This is a genomic window from Lysobacter sp. H21R4 (assembly GCF_015277535.1).
Classification (GTDB): Bacteria; Pseudomonadota; Gammaproteobacteria; order Xanthomonadales; family Xanthomonadaceae; genus Novilysobacter; species Novilysobacter ciconiae.
The window spans coordinates 389,165-402,174 of sequence record NZ_CP063772.1 but is presented as its reverse complement, the minus strand read 5'-3'; the positions used below and the strand labels follow the sequence as shown (position 1 = coordinate 402,174).

Annotated in this window: 17 protein-coding genes, 1 tRNA gene and 1 pseudogene; 6 read left to right on the top strand and 13 right to left on the bottom strand. The window is 67.6% G+C overall.

What is annotated here, in order from left to right:
* Positions 1 to 88 precede the first annotated feature (88 nt).
* From nudC to INQ40_RS01775, 5 genes are all read right to left on the bottom strand, one after another.
* Entirely contained in the window at positions 89 to 1,009 is a 921-nt protein-coding gene (gene nudC / locus INQ40_RS01795) for an NAD(+) diphosphatase (protein WP_194342362.1), read from the bottom strand.
* An 86-nt stretch (positions 1,010 to 1,095) separates the two neighbouring features.
* Positions 1,096 to 1,485, bottom strand: a complete 390-nt coding sequence (gene erpA / locus INQ40_RS01790; protein WP_193985715.1) for an iron-sulfur cluster insertion protein ErpA — start codon at positions 1,483 to 1,485, stop codon at positions 1,096 to 1,098.
* Between the two features lie 59 nt (positions 1,486 to 1,544).
* Positions 1,545 to 2,309 (bottom strand): DUF6776 family protein, encoded by a 765-nt coding sequence (locus INQ40_RS01785; protein WP_228482084.1) that lies wholly within the window; start codon positions 2,307 to 2,309, stop codon positions 1,545 to 1,547.
* Between the two features lie 211 nt (positions 2,310 to 2,520).
* On the bottom strand, positions 2,521 to 2,955 hold the full coding sequence (locus tag INQ40_RS01780; protein ID WP_194341309.1) for a polymer-forming cytoskeletal protein: 435 nt from the start codon (positions 2,953 to 2,955) through the stop codon (positions 2,521 to 2,523).
* Between the two features lies 1 nt (position 2,956).
* Positions 2,957 to 3,658, bottom strand: a complete 702-nt coding sequence (locus INQ40_RS01775; RefSeq protein ID WP_228482083.1) for a DUF6776 family protein — start codon at positions 3,656 to 3,658, stop codon at positions 2,957 to 2,959.
* Positions 3,659 to 3,721: 63 nt separating this feature from the next.
* Here INQ40_RS01775 and INQ40_RS01770 point away from each other — a divergent pair, with 63 nt between their 5' ends.
* Positions 3,722 to 4,312 carry a DUF4126 domain-containing protein gene (locus tag INQ40_RS01770; RefSeq protein WP_194341305.1) on the top strand — a complete coding sequence of 197 codons (591 nt, stop codon included), beginning with the start codon at positions 3,722 to 3,724 and terminating at the stop codon, positions 4,310 to 4,312.
* Between the two features lie 90 nt (positions 4,313 to 4,402).
* On the opposite strand, the gene bfr is transcribed toward INQ40_RS01770, so the two are convergent.
* The 3 genes and pseudogenes from bfr to INQ40_RS01755 form a co-directional block, all read right to left on the bottom strand.
* Positions 4,403 to 4,873, bottom strand: a complete 471-nt coding sequence (bfr, locus tag INQ40_RS01765; protein WP_194341302.1) for a bacterioferritin — start codon at positions 4,871 to 4,873, stop codon at positions 4,403 to 4,405.
* 128 nt (positions 4,874 to 5,001) lie between these two features.
* Positions 5,002 to 5,205, bottom strand: a complete 204-nt coding sequence (locus tag INQ40_RS01760) for a bacterioferritin-associated ferredoxin (protein ID WP_194341300.1) — start codon at positions 5,203 to 5,205, stop codon at positions 5,002 to 5,004.
* Between the two features lie 214 nt (positions 5,206 to 5,419).
* Positions 5,420 to 5,899, bottom strand: a pseudogene (locus tag INQ40_RS01755) (RNA pyrophosphohydrolase); the annotation flags it as partial.
* A gap of 148 nt (positions 5,900 to 6,047) precedes the next feature.
* On the opposite strand from INQ40_RS01755, the gene INQ40_RS01750 reads away from it, so the two are divergent.
* Together INQ40_RS01750 and INQ40_RS01745 are read left to right on the top strand one after the other, a co-directional pair.
* Positions 6,048 to 6,124 (top strand) — tRNA-Met (locus INQ40_RS01750).
* A gap of 198 nt (positions 6,125 to 6,322) precedes the next feature.
* Entirely contained in the window at positions 6,323 to 7,186 is an 864-nt protein-coding gene (locus INQ40_RS01745; protein ID WP_194341298.1) for an oxaloacetate decarboxylase, read from the top strand.
* A 52-nt stretch (positions 7,187 to 7,238) separates the two neighbouring features.
* Here the strand turns inward: INQ40_RS01745 and INQ40_RS01740 are convergent, their stop codons facing one another.
* The 4 genes from INQ40_RS01740 to INQ40_RS01725 all read right to left on the bottom strand — a co-directional run bounded on the left by INQ40_RS01740 (position 7,239) and on the right by INQ40_RS01725 (position 9,456).
* Positions 7,239 to 7,943, bottom strand: a complete 705-nt coding sequence (locus tag INQ40_RS01740) for an RES family NAD+ phosphorylase (protein ID WP_194341296.1) — start codon at positions 7,941 to 7,943, stop codon at positions 7,239 to 7,241.
* Complete coding sequence (locus INQ40_RS01735) at positions 7,943 to 8,347, bottom strand: antitoxin Xre/MbcA/ParS toxin-binding domain-containing protein (RefSeq protein WP_194341294.1); 405 nt, start codon at positions 8,345 to 8,347, stop codon at positions 7,943 to 7,945. The genes INQ40_RS01740 and INQ40_RS01735 overlap by 1 nt, the downstream gene beginning before the upstream one ends.
* Before the next feature lie 79 nt (positions 8,348 to 8,426).
* Positions 8,427 to 9,101 carry a ribulose-phosphate 3-epimerase gene (rpe, locus tag INQ40_RS01730; RefSeq protein WP_194341292.1) on the bottom strand — a complete coding sequence of 225 codons (675 nt, stop codon included), beginning with the start codon at positions 9,099 to 9,101 and terminating at the stop codon, positions 8,427 to 8,429.
* Positions 9,102 to 9,120: 19 nt separating this feature from the next.
* Complete coding sequence (locus INQ40_RS01725; RefSeq protein WP_193985691.1) at positions 9,121 to 9,456, bottom strand: DnaJ domain-containing protein; 336 nt, start codon at positions 9,454 to 9,456, stop codon at positions 9,121 to 9,123.
* Positions 9,457 to 9,611: 155 nt separating this feature from the next.
* Here INQ40_RS01725 and INQ40_RS01720 point away from each other — a divergent pair, with 155 nt between their 5' ends.
* The 3 genes from INQ40_RS01720 to INQ40_RS01710 all read left to right on the top strand — a co-directional run bounded on the left by INQ40_RS01720 (position 9,612) and on the right by INQ40_RS01710 (position 12,062).
* Positions 9,612 to 10,553, top strand: coding sequence for a phosphoribosylaminoimidazolesuccinocarboxamide synthase (locus INQ40_RS01720; RefSeq protein ID WP_194341290.1), 942 nt, complete (start codon positions 9,612 to 9,614; stop codon positions 10,551 to 10,553).
* A gap of 35 nt (positions 10,554 to 10,588) precedes the next feature.
* Positions 10,589 to 11,065 carry an Mpo1-like protein gene (locus tag INQ40_RS01715; RefSeq protein ID WP_193985681.1) on the top strand — a complete coding sequence of 159 codons (477 nt, stop codon included), beginning with the start codon at positions 10,589 to 10,591 and terminating at the stop codon, positions 11,063 to 11,065.
* Positions 11,066 to 11,174: 109 nt separating this feature from the next.
* A complete protein-coding gene (locus INQ40_RS01710; protein ID WP_194341288.1) occupies positions 11,175 to 12,062 on the top strand; it encodes a DMT family transporter in 888 nt (295 codons plus the stop codon).
* Here INQ40_RS01710 and INQ40_RS01705 read toward each other — a convergent pair.
* On the bottom strand, positions 12,059 to 12,934 hold the full coding sequence (locus INQ40_RS01705) for an NAD-dependent epimerase/dehydratase family protein (protein ID WP_228482082.1): 876 nt from the start codon (positions 12,932 to 12,934) through the stop codon (positions 12,059 to 12,061). The two genes, INQ40_RS01710 and INQ40_RS01705, sit on opposite strands and share 4 nt — an antisense overlap.
* Between the last annotated feature and the right edge of the window lie 76 nt (positions 12,935 to 13,010).

Genomic DNA, 13,010 nt, shown 5'->3' with positions numbered 1-13,010 from the left:
GCGCTTCGACTGCGCACATTCGCCGATTCTAGCGGCACTGCGGCGGCGGGACGCGGGTTGCCGGCCGTTGCCGCGCGACCCACAGCACTCAGCGGGGAGTGCTCGTGTGCGCGGCGTCCATCGTCTGCAGCCAGCAGTTGGTCAACCAGCGCGAGATCGAGATGGCGGCCGACAGGCGCAGGCTGACACCGTCGTCGACATCACCGGCCGTGGCGGCACGCACTTCGTCCACGCTGAACCAGCGCGCGTCTTCCAGCTCGTCATCGACCTGCGGCTGATCGGGATGCGCCAGCGCGATGAAGCCCAGCATCAGCTGGCCGGGAAACGGCCACGGCTGCGAGGCCAGGTAGCGGCACGCACGCACGCGTACGCCGGATTCCTCCATGACTTCGCGGGCGACGGTCTGCTCGAGGGTCTCGCCGGGCTCGACGAATCCGGCCAGCACCGAATACCGGCGCGGCGCCCATCTCGGCTGCCGACCCAGCAACAGGCGCTCACCGTCGGTTACCGCGACGATCACTGCAGGGTCGGTACGCGGGTAATGCTCCTGGCCGCACTGGTGGCAGCGACCGAGCCAGCCGCCGCGCTCGAACCCGATCTCTCCGCCGCAGACGTTGCAGTAGCGGTAGCGGCCGCGCCAGTGCTGCAGGGCGCGTGCCTGCGCGTACACGCCGGCCTCGAACGCCGGCCACTCGGCCGCCGCGGTTCGCAGGTCGACGCGCCGGGGCGCGTGCAGGGCCACCAGCTTCGCATCGAGGCTGAACCAGCCGCGCCCGCTGCCATCGACGCCGAGGAAAATCGCCGCACCGGTGCCGCCGGGTCCCTGGCTGATCTGTGCGCCGGTCGGTGCGAACAGGCTGCCGTCGGCTTCTGCAAGCGCGCGACCGTCATCGTCCAGCAGCAGCACCCGGGCATTCGCCCACAGCGCGGCCAGTGCCGTCGGATTACCACGCAGGCGATCGGCACGGTCCAGCGCCCCGTGGCACTCGGGCTGGTCGGCATGCGGCAAAAGCGTGCTGTCGCCGCGACGGAACGCGGCGTCTATCCCGGCAAATGCGCCGGTCGCAACGAATGCGAACGGCGCCCCGTCACCCGTCACGCGGCGAAGGAGGAACCGCAGCCGCAGGTGGTCTTCGCGTTCGGATTACGGATCACGAACTGCGCGCCGTGCAGGCTTTCGGTGTAATCGACCACCGCGCCCATCAGGTACTGCAGGCTAAGCGGGTCCACCAGCAACGTTGCCGCATCGGTTTTCACCGCGAGGTCGTCGTCGGCCTGTTCTTCGTCGAACTCGAAGCCGTACTGGAAGCCCGAGCAACCGCCGCCCTGGATGAACACGCGCAGCTTGAGCGCGGGGTTGCCCTCCTCGGCCACCAGCTCGGCGGCTTTCGCGGCGGCGGCGGCAGTGAACTGCAAGGCGTTGTCGAGCGACTGGTAGCCCGGGGCGCTGTCGAGGCCGGGCAGCGGAATAAACTGATTGTCCATCCACTCAGGATGGGGGGTCGGCCGCAGGCATTCAAGCTCGGCCGGACGCCGCGCGCGCGTCAGTCAGCTTCGGCCGGCGGCACCCCGCCCTGCGGACCGTTGCCGGTGACCTCCGACCAGTTGAAGGACTCGGTGATCGGCGAGCCCGATCGCGGCTGCAGCTTCACCGTCACCCGCACCGGGGCGAACCCGTCGGGCAGGAACACATCGCCCTTGATCTGCTGGAAATACTTGAACGAGAACGGAGCGCCGTCGGCGTCGTCGCCCTGGCGCAGGTCGCTCCAGACCAGTTCCTCGCGCTTGCCGTCCAGGGTGCCTTCGATGGCCAGGCTGAGCCGGCCGCTGCTGACCGCGCCGCGGTTGAGATTCTGCGTCAGCGTGGTCTGGAACTCCCACGCGTTGCCGTTCTGCGGCGCCATCCGCAAGGCGTGTACGGTCAGGCCGCGCCGCTGCGACGTTGCACCCACCAGGCGCTCGTAGAAGGCCACGTCCGCACGCAATCCGGCGATTTCCTCCTCGCGCTCGGCCAGGGCGCCCTGCAGGTCGCGATTGGCGTCGCGGCTGATCTGGTCGGAGCGGGTCAGGGTGGCGACGTTCTGCTGCATCTCGTCCAGGCGCGCCTGCAATTCCTCGTTGGCCTGCTCGCTGGCGCTCAGACGCGCATGCACGTCACCGCCGCCCGCAAGCGCGCGCCACAGCCCCCAGCCGCCGAACAGGATCGCGACGGCCAACACACCCCAGAGCACGGCGGCCGGTGGCGCAGGCCAGCCGGCCGACGACGGCCTGTGCCCCGGCCCCGGGTGGTGCACGGTGGGGTCGTGCACGGTGGGGTCGGGCCTGCTCGACTCGTGCCAATCCCGCTCTCGCGCGGCCTCGGGCGACCCCGTCGGACTATCCACCGGGGCGGGAGTCGAGGCATCGGCAGGTTCGGTGGGACTGGGTTCCGAAGGCGATCCGGATGGATTCATGGCGGAGTATCGGTCGATCTGCCCCACTGGGCGTCTGCGGCCAGCCTACCCCGGTGTTGCTTGAGCGTCAGCCGTTAACGGTCGCCAGGCGGGGCATCCCTTCAGCTTCGGCCAGCTCTTCCACACCGGCGTAGGCGTGCTCGGAATCCACATGCAACAGCCGACCGGTCAATACCGAGCCCGCGGCCATCTGCACCACCTTGTAGTGCACGTTGCCGTCGACGCGCGCCTTGGACCCCAACTCGATGCGCTCGGTGGCATAGACATTGCCGTTGACCGTGCCGTTGATCACCATCACCGGCGCGCGCACCTCGCCTTCCACGACGCCATTGTCGGCCAGGGTGAGGACGGCTTTCTCACCGTCGTCGGCGATCAGCTTGCCGATGACTCGGCCCTCCACGTAGAGACCGCCGCTGAAGTGGAAATCGCCCCGGATCACCACCTGGGCACCGATGAGCGTATCGATCTGGCTGGCGGGAACACTCGCCTTCTTCTTGAGCATGTCAGGTGTCTCCAATTTGCGATGATTGGGTCCATGCCAGCGCCTGGTCGACGTTGGCGCTGCCGCCGCGGAGCGCGACGCGCACCCGTTGCGGAGTGAACCCGGGAGGCAACATGACGCTGCCTTCGAGCTGCTGGAAGTAGCGGAACGCGTAGTCCTGGGGTGGCGCAGAACTGCTCTGGTGCAGATCGGTCCAGCCGACAGTGGCCAACTTGCCGTCGCGAACGCCCTCGATGGCAAAGCGCAGCTTGCCGCTGCTGATGGCCCCCTGGGCCAGGTTCTGGGTCAGCACCGCCTGATAGCGCCAAGTACCCGCGCGTTCGGGCTTGAACTCCAGCGAATGCACGTTCAGCCCCTTGCGCTGCTTGGCAGCCGGCCCGGCAACGCGCTCATAGAAGGCCAGGTTGGCGCGCAGGCCACTGATCTCTTCCTCGCGCTGCGACAGTTCGTCCTGCAGCTCGCGGTTGGCGACGCGGCTGATCTGGTCGGAGCGCTCCAGCGTCGCCGCACGCTGGCTCAGTTGCTGCAGGCTGGTTCTGGCCGCGGCCAGCTCGGTTTGCGCGGTGGCCGCGGCGGACTTCAGCCCCGGCAGCTGCGGCGCCGCATGCAGGCTGGTTGCGACCCAGACAAGCAGCAGCGATCCCAGCCAGCCGGCGACCAGCGCCGACAGCAACATCGTGCGGCGACCGCGCCGATGCGGCACGATCACATAACGTGTGGTTTCTGTTTTCCCCATACCCGGCCCGGATTCTAGCGAGGTTGCCCGATGTCTGATGCGCACCTGTTCGCAATTGGCGTAGTTCTCGCCTGGTTGGCCGGCGTTCGCGTCTACATGACGGTGTTCGGGATCGGGCTGGCCGGATTCTTCGGCTGGCTCGACCTGCCCCAGGCCCTGGAAGTCACCGCATCGCCTTGGGTGATGGGGATCTCGGGCGTGCTGGCGGCAGCGGAATTCCTCACCGACAAGATCCCCGGGGTCGATTCGCTGTCGGACCTGCTGCACACGGTGCTGCGCATCCCCGCGGGTGCGTTCCTGGCCGCGGCGGCGATGTCACCCGACGGCAGCCTCGGGGCGGGCGCACTGGCCACCGGCGCCGGCGTGGCATTTGCCAGCCACGCGCTCAAATCCGGCTCGCGGGCGGTGCTCAATACCTCGCCCGAGCCGGTGACCAACTGGACGGCCAGCCTCACCGAGGATGTCGCCACCGTGGGCGGGCTGGCGCTGGTGTTCAGCTACCCGCGGGTGGCCTTCGGGCTGGTCGTGGTGACCAGCATCGTGCTGGCCCTGGTGCTGTGGTGGGTCTGGCGGATGATCTTCCGCCGCCGGCGATCCGCTACCGCCACCCCACAGCGCTGAGCTGGAACGGCCCAACCGGGACCGCCGAGCGCGGGCTTGCTGCGCTCGCGGGCGTGCGCGTCACTTCAATCCGGATTACTTGAATCCGGGTTATTTCTCGGTGCGGGTCAACAGGTAGTTCTGATCGCCCAGGCGGTCCATCAGGCCGAGCTGGGTTTCGATCCAGTCGACGTGCTCTTCCTCGGACTCCAGGATCGAGACAAACAGCTCGCGGCTGACGTAGTCGCTGACGCTTTCGCAGTAAGCGATGGCGTCGCGCAGCAACGGCAGTCCGTCCATCTCGAGCGCCAGATCGCAGTTGAACACCTCGCGCGGGTTCTCACCGATGCGCAGTTTGCCCAGCGCCTGGAAATTCGGCAGCCCATCGAGGAACAGGATCCGCTCCGCCAGCTGGTCGGCGTGCTTCATCTCGTCGATGGATTCCTCGTACTCGTGGTCGGCCAGTTCCTTCAGGCCCCAGTTCTTCAGCATCTTGGCGTGCAGGAAGTACTGGTTGATCGCGGTCAGCTCGTTGTAGAGCGCCTTGTTGAGGAACTCGATGACCTTGGCGTCGCCCTTCATGGCAATGCTCCGTTTTTGCGTGGGGATCACACCACTCTAAACGGTCATGCCATGGATCGGCGGAATGCGAATCGGGTGCAGCTGCAAGCGCGAACCATTGTCGCCTGGAGGATCAGCGACGCAGGCCGTCAGGCGGCGTGTCGAAGCACCGGCAGCGGCAGCGCACGCGCGGCGCGGGTCTCTTCGAGCAACTCACTGGCCATGTCCACGCAACTGCCGCAGCACGAACCGGCGCCGGTGCGCATGGTGAGTTCGGCCATGGAGTCGCAGCCCGCCTCGGCGGCCTGGCGGATGTCGTGATCGGTGATGCCGTTGCAGATACAGACGTACACGTTGACTGGACCGGGTTGGCAGCCGGATCGGCTACGGTCGCAATCACACTACAGATGAGAATGATTGTCAATCAGCTGCCGGTTCGGGTTCAGTCGGGAGCGCGTTTCAGCCGCCCTTGCCGCCCTGCGCCGGGTGCTGTCGCGTGGGACGGGGCCTGCTGCGATGGCGCGACCACCCTGCCAGGACCGGCCCGGCTGGCGGCACCGCCTGGTCACCGGCGACGTGGCGCGCGAAGGGGGCCAGGTGCTGCAGTGCACTGGCATAGACGTGGCGTTTGAACGTCACCACATGCTCCAGCGGATACCAGAAATCGACCCAGCGCCAGTGGTCGAACTCCGGCTTCTCGGTGACGTCCAGCTGCAGGTCGGACTCCTTGCCCGTCAGCCGGAGCAGGAACCACACCTGCTTCTGGCCGATGCACACCAGGCGATCGTTGCGACGGATGGAGCGCTGCGGCAGGCGATAGCGCAGCCAACCGGGCGTGGCGCCCAGCACTTCGACGTGGTCGGGTTGCAGGCCGGTCTCTTCGCGCAGCTCGCGATACATCGCCTCCACCGGCGTCTCGTCGGTGTTCATCCCGCCCTGCGGGAACTGCCAGCCATCCCTATGCACCCGCCGCGCCCAGAACAGGCGGCCGTCGGAATGCATCAGCACGATGCCTACATTGGGTCGATAACCGTCCGGATCGATCACGAGACGGACTCCGGATTGGACTGACTCTGACTCTGCCACGCGCCCCGCCATCCCACAAGCGACGGGGCCCGGTCCAGTCAGGTTTGACAATGGCCCGCGGCGCGCTCAAAATTCCCGGCTCGCTGCGCGCTTGCGGCGGAAGATCGTCGGCTATGTAGCTCAGCCGGTTAGAGCACAGCACTCATAATGCTGGGGTCGGTGGTTCGAGTCCACCCATAGCCACCACACGACGATGACTCCGGGCCAAGACCCGGAATGCCAGCCAACCCCGCGGATCTGCGGGGTTTTTTGTGGGCCGTATCTGCGGAGCGGGCGGCAGCTATGTATCCTTTGGCAGCCATGCCAAATGTCCGGACATCTCGCGCTGCTCCTGTGCGTGTCGGCTCTTGGCGTGCCCCGACCCGCAAGCCCTCATCGGTGCCCATGAACACAACCCTCAAGCAACGCCTGCAGCAGCCAAACGCCGTCCTCGTGCCCGGCATCTACGATGCCTTCACCGCGTTGATCGCGGAGCAGACCGGCTTCGAGGCGCTGTACCTTTCCGGCGCCTCCATCGCCTATACGCGGCTGGGCCGGTCCGACATCGGCCTTACCACGGCGACCGAGGTCGCTGACACCCTGGCGCGGATCACCGAGCGGGTCCGCACGCCGGTCATCGTCGATGCCGACACCGGCTTCGGCAATGCGCTCAACACGCAGCGTACGGTGCGCGCGTTTGAACGCGCCGGCGCCGCGATGATCCAGCTGGAGGACCAGACCTTTCCCAAGCGTTGCGGGCACCTGGACGGCAAGGGCGTCGTTCCGGTCGGGGAGATGTGCGGCAAGTTGCGCGCGGCGCTGGACGCGCGCAGCAGCGACCAGACCCTGATCCTGGCGCGCACCGACGCCGTTGCCGTGGAAGGTTTCGAGGCGGCGCTGGACCGTGCCGAGGCGTACCTGGAGTGCGGCGTGGACGCGCTGTTTATCGAGGCGGTCCGCAGTCGCGAGCAGATGGACATCGTCTGCGCCCGCTTCGCCGATCGGATCCCGCTGCTGGCCAACATGGTCGAGGGCGGCAAGACCCCGGTGCAGAGCTCGGACGTGCTTGGCGAGATCGGCTACCGGATCGTGATCTTCCCCGGCGGCACCGCGCGCGCGGTGGCGCATACCCTGCGCAACTATTACGCCAGCCTGCATCGCCACCACAGCACGGCCCCCTTCCAGAGCGATATGCTGGACTTCGACCAGCTCAATGAGCTGATCGGCACGCCGGAACTGCTGGCACTGGGGCAGCAATACGAAGGCTGATCACCGACCACGCCGTGACGAGCGGCTCGGGAGCAGTTCGCGAGACGTGCGCCTAGCCAACTCGCCGCAACTCGCTGATGTGCAGGCGCTGGTCGACCACTCCGGGGGTCCGCTCGATCGCGACCGTCTGCGTATCCAGGTCGATCCGGTAGGTCAGGTAGTACGCCAGCGCGGCGTCGGAGAGCGGCGCGGCGCGGAAGGCGGCCAGGCACTCGCCGTCCGGCCAGCGGGCCGAGGGATAGACCAGCCCGGCCAGCCCCTGGTTGGCGGCATATCGGCCGATCGGCTGGGTCGGCGCGTAGTCATCACCCACCAGTTCGGGGAAGGCGACCTCCTTGCCGCGAAGGTCGGCAAACAGTCCTCGCGCCCGCACGGTATAGACCGCGCGATAACGCACGAACACGGTTTCCGGCGGGTCGATCAGGTCATTGCCCTGGCGCAGCGCGTGCCAGCACGTCTCCGCGCGCGCGGTTGCATCGTCGAACGCGCCGTACCAGACGCGGATCGTGCCGTCGCCAAAGCGCGAGCCTACGACCGGGTCGCTGGCGAAGGGGTAGTCGATCGCCTGCGAGTAATACAGGCCGCGCTCGATCACGCCCGGGGCAACCTTGCGCACGGCCATCTCGGCCGCGATCGCCGCGTCCTGGCCGGCCCGGTCGGGCACCAGATCATCGAAGAGATTTTCGCTGAGTCGCAGTGAAGTGATGTTCCGGAACAATTGCGCGTCCACGCGGGACAGCGTGTCCAGAACCTCCACTACTGGCCCCGCTGGAAATCGATGAAGCGCGCGATCCGCGCGACGCCCAGCAGGCCGTCGGTCAACATCACTTCCAGCGGCGTGTGGCCTTCCAGCACCCGGTTGCGCAGTTTCACCCAGCCAAACCGCAGGGCCTCGCTTTCCGGGAAGAGCAACCGCAGGCCCTTGTGGATACCGAGCAGGTAGCCGACCCGTGCCAGCGTGTCGGGCGCGTTGGGCAACGCCCGCTCACCGCGACGGTATTGCGGCAGCACCTTGCGGCTCTCCGGACTCATGCCGAGCAGGATCAGCTGTTCCTCCGCCGAGAGTCCCCATTTTTCGAACAGCGCCGCCACCGTGCGGGCCAGGTCCTTGCGGGTCTGGTCGGACTGGAGATTCAAAACCTGGTTGGCGGGGACGCTCACGGACTTCTCCTGTGTATGCGTCACCTATAATCGGGGATATATCCCCGTAAAGCAAGTCAAGCGACGACCGTCCGCGGGTTCAGCCCCGTATCCCTTCGACCGCTGCCTTCATCCGCCCGATCACTTCGGCGTAATCGGCCGCATTGAAGATCGCCGAGCCGGCGACAAACGTATCGGCCCCGGCTTTGGCGATCTCGGCGATATTGTCGGGCTTTACCCCGCCGTCGATTTCCAGGCGGATCGGCTTGCCGATCGCATCGATACGCTGGCGTGCCTCGCGCAGCTTGTCCAGGGTCGAGGGGATGAACGACTGGCCGCCAAAACCGGGGTTGACCGACATCAGCAACACCATGTCGAGGTCGTCCAGCACCCAGTCCAGCACGTCCAGCGGGGTCGCCGGATTGAGCACCACGCCGGCCTGGCAGCCGTGCGACTTGATGATCTGGATGGTGCGGTGAACGTGGCGGCTGGCCTCGGGATGGAAGCTGATCAGGCTGGCACCGGCCTTGGCGAAGTCGGGCACGAGGCGATCCACCGGCTCGACCATCAGGTGGACGTCGATCGGCGCGGTGACGCCGTGCTTGCGCAGCGCCTGGCAGACCATCGGCCCGATGGTCAGGTTGGGCACGTAATGGTTGTCCATCACATCGAAATGGACCCAGTCGGCACCGGCCTTGAGGACGTTGTCGACTTCCTCCCCGAGGCGGGCGAAGTCGGCCGAGAGGATGGACGGGGCGATGACGGTAGGCTGCATGGCGGGACTCGTGGAAGGCTCAGGCGCGCGGACGTTTGGATTTGATCTGCTTGTAGGCGCGGTTGATCTCGCCGGCCCGGATCTCGGCCTGCTTGCGCAGCTCATCGGCGACGCCGGGCATCCGATCAGGGTGGTATTGGGAGATCAAGCGGCGATAGGCCTGCTCGACCTCGGCCTGGGTGGCCTCCGGCGTCAGGCCCAGCACGGCATAGGGATTGTCGCGGCGCAGCTGGAACCAGTCGGTGTCGAACGCGTGACCGATCAGCAGGCCGACCAGGCCGCCCAGCAGCGGGTTGAACCGCAGCAAGGCGGCTCCGGCAAACAGGCCCAGCAGTTTTCCATACCAGCGTTTCATCGCGCTCCGGGGACGGTCGTGGATCGATCGCCAGTGTACCTGCACGCCGCCCCGACCCGGCGTACACTGGCCGGCCCTGTCGCGCCGGCGCGCGAATCCAGCGGCGCTCCGCGGCAGGTTTCTGCAATGCTGTGCGTGACACCGAGGGGCTCCATTTGTCCACGACCATGCTGCGACGTTCGCTATCCGAATCCGACCTGCCGGGCCTGCCATTGCGCCACCGCGGCAAGGTCCGCGATGTGTTCGACCTGCCGTCCACGCTGCTGCCCGCCGACACCCCGGCGGGCGACTACCTGCTGATCGTCGCCACCGACCGCCTGAGCGCGTTCGACGTGGTCCTGCCCGATCCGATCCCGGGCAAGGGCGAGATGCTCTGCCAGATCAGCAATTTCTGGTTCGAGAAGACCGAGCACATCGCGCGCAACCACCTGACCGGCATCGACGTCGCCTCGGTGCTGCCAGCTGGGGTGGACCCGTCGCTGTACGCGGACCGCTCGGTGGTCGCCAAACGCCTGAAGCCGGTGCCGATCGAGTGCATCGCCCGCGGTTACGTGATCGGCAGCGGCTGGAAGGACTACCAGCGCACCGGCCGCATCAGCGGCATCGAGTTGCCCGACGGCCTGCGCCAGGCGGAAAAACTGGCCAAGCCGATCTTTACTCCCTCCACCAAGGCCGACGCCGGCGAGCACGACGAGAACATCGACTTCGACACCGCCGTGCGCCTGTGTGGCGCCGAGCTGGCCGAGGCGGTGCGCGATGCGACCCTGCGCCTGTACCGCTTCGCCGCCGACTTTGCCGCCGAGCGCGGCATCCTGCTGGCCGACACCAAGTTCGAGTTCGGCACCGACGTCGACGGCCATCTGTATGTCATGGACGAGATGCTGACGCCGGACTCCTCGCGCTACTGGCCCGCCGACGAGTACCAGGTCGGCAGCAGCCCGCCGAGCTACGACAAGCAGATCGTGCGCGACTACCTGGAAACGCTGGACTGGAACAAGATGCCGCCCGGACCGGTGTTGCCGGCCGAAGTGATCGAACGCACCCGCGCGCGCTACGCGGATGCGCTGCAGAAGCTGGCCGGCATCCGCATCGACTGATGGCTGGCGCGGAACCATCGCAGGGAGCAGGTGACATGGACGCAGGCACGCGCAGGATCGACCGCTGGTTTGCCAGCTACTCGGATGACCATCGCAACAGCACCAACCAGTGGATCCACGTGGTCTGCGTGCCGGCGATTGCCTGGAGCGTGGTGGCGCTGCTGTGGTGCATCCCGGCGCCGGGCACCTGGTTCCGGCCGGGCTTCTGGGCCGGCCTGGCGATCGTGGCCGCGACGGTGTTCTATTACCGCCAGTCACGCCGGTTGGGACTGGGGATGCTGGGGATGTTCCTGCTGATGGCCTTGCTGTCGGGCTACATCTTTGAGACCCATGGCATGCGCGCGCTGCTGTGGAGCGCGATCGCGGTGTTCGTGGTCGCCTGGATCGGCCAGTTCGTCGGCCACAAAATCGAGGGTCGCAAGCCCAGCTTCCTCACCGACCTGACCTACCTGCTGATCGGCCCGGCCTGGGTGCTGTCCAAGCTCTACCGCAGGATGGGCCTGTGCTACTGAGCCATGCCGGCACAGCACTTCCGGCACGATCGCGCACGTTTTTCCGCAGTAGGTCTCCCCGCAGTACCACTCCCCTGCCCGCACCGCGGGCGCAATTCGTTGAGCCCGCATGTCCCCGCGCGATATTTCCCTGGTCCTGCTGATCTGTTTCGCATGGGCCGGCAACTTCCTCACCTCGGCGATCGCGCTGCAGGAGATCCCGCCCTTCCTGTTCACCGCGCTGCGCTTTGCCGCGCTCGGTGCCGTTCTGGTGTTCTGGACCAGGCGGCCGCCGCCCGGGCAGTGGCCGCGCCTGATCAGCGTGTGCCTGTGCATCGGCGTGGCCCACTTCGGCCTGAGCTTTGTCGCCCTGAAGATGTCCGGCGACCTGTCCTCGCCGGCGATCGTGGTGCAAAGCTACATCCCGATGACCGCGATCCTGGCGTGGGTCGTGCTGGGCGAGCGCTTCGCCTGGCGTACCGGACTGGCGATCGCGGTGAGCTTCGCCGGCGTGCTGGTGCTGGGACTGGATCCCTCGGTGCTGGGCAACTGGATGGCGGTGCTGCTGATGCTGGCGGCCGCGCTGTTCCTGGCCATCGGCACGGTGTTGATGAAGGGCCTGAAAGGGCTGGACACCTTCAGCATGCAGGGCTGGACGTCGATCATCGCGATCTTCCCGCTGCTGGCGATCAGTGCGGCGATCGAGCCGGGCGGCTTCGCTGCGCTGCCGTCGGCGAGCTGGGTGGCCTGGGCCTGCGTGGTCTACGCCGCGCTGGTGTCCTCGCTGCTGGGCCACGGCCTGTACTACGTGTTGATGCAGCGCTACCCGGTCGCCCAGGTCACGCCGTGGCTGTTGCTGACGCCGGTGATCGCGGTCGGGCTGGGCATCGCGTTCTGGGGTGACCGCCCGGGGCCGCGACTGTTCATCGGCGGCGCGATGGTGCTCGGCGGTGTGTTGGGCGTGGCGCTGCGGGCGCTGCGCAAGGCGCGCACGATGCCGCTGGCGCGCGATATCTAGGGACGGCGGAACATCGCATCGACCGGCTCGAACGGCCGCGGTTGGTAGGCGAAGTCGCGCTGCGCGGGATTGGGATCGAAGACAAGATCCTGCTGCATGCGTGCGATCGCGGCATCGCCCAGCCCGCTGGCGCGGCCGCTGATGCGCGCGGCGTGCAGCGCCAGGGCAAACAGCGGACGCGGCAATTCCAGCAGGCGTGCCGGCGGCTGCAGGCAGGCGAGCACCCGCGCCACCATCTCGCGGTAGCTCAGTGACTCCCCGCCCGGCACCGCGTAGGCGCGGCCGTGGCTTGCCGGGCGGTCGAGGCATGCCAACGCGGCTTCGGCCAGATCGGCCACATGCACCGGCTGGCGCAACCCGGTCGCGCCGCCTGGCAGCGGAAACCACCCCCAGCGCCGCGCCAGCGCCGCAATCCGGGTCAGGTTGGCGTCGCGGCCCACGCCGTAGACGAGTGTCGGGCGCAGGACGGTCAATGCGGCGGCGCGCTCTTTCGCGCGTTCGAAAAGGACGCGCTCCGCGGTGGCCAGCCGTGCCGACAGGTCGCGCTCGAACGGGTCGTCGGAGCGCTCCTTGGTCTCCACGCTGGTCGAGCCGAACGCCACCACCCGCGCCGCATCAATCCCGGCAGCCGCGTACCAGCGCGCGAAGCCGTCCAGCGGACCGCAGCTGAAGATCGCGTCGACCCGCGATGGCAGGACGGGCGGTGCGTCCAGCTCGCCGGTGAGCCAGCGCACGCCGTTACCGGGCTCGTCCGGGTTTTCTGGACGGGCCTGACGCGACACCGCAGCCACCCGCCACTGCGCCGGCGCCAGGCGCGCGAGCAGTGCGCTGCCGATCTGGCCGCTGCCGCCGAATACCAGGGCGTCGCGCATGGGTGTCGTCCGGGTCGAATGACCGCACAGCATAGCGAGGCGACGGGCGCGATTCCCCACCCGCGGGCGGGGTTTG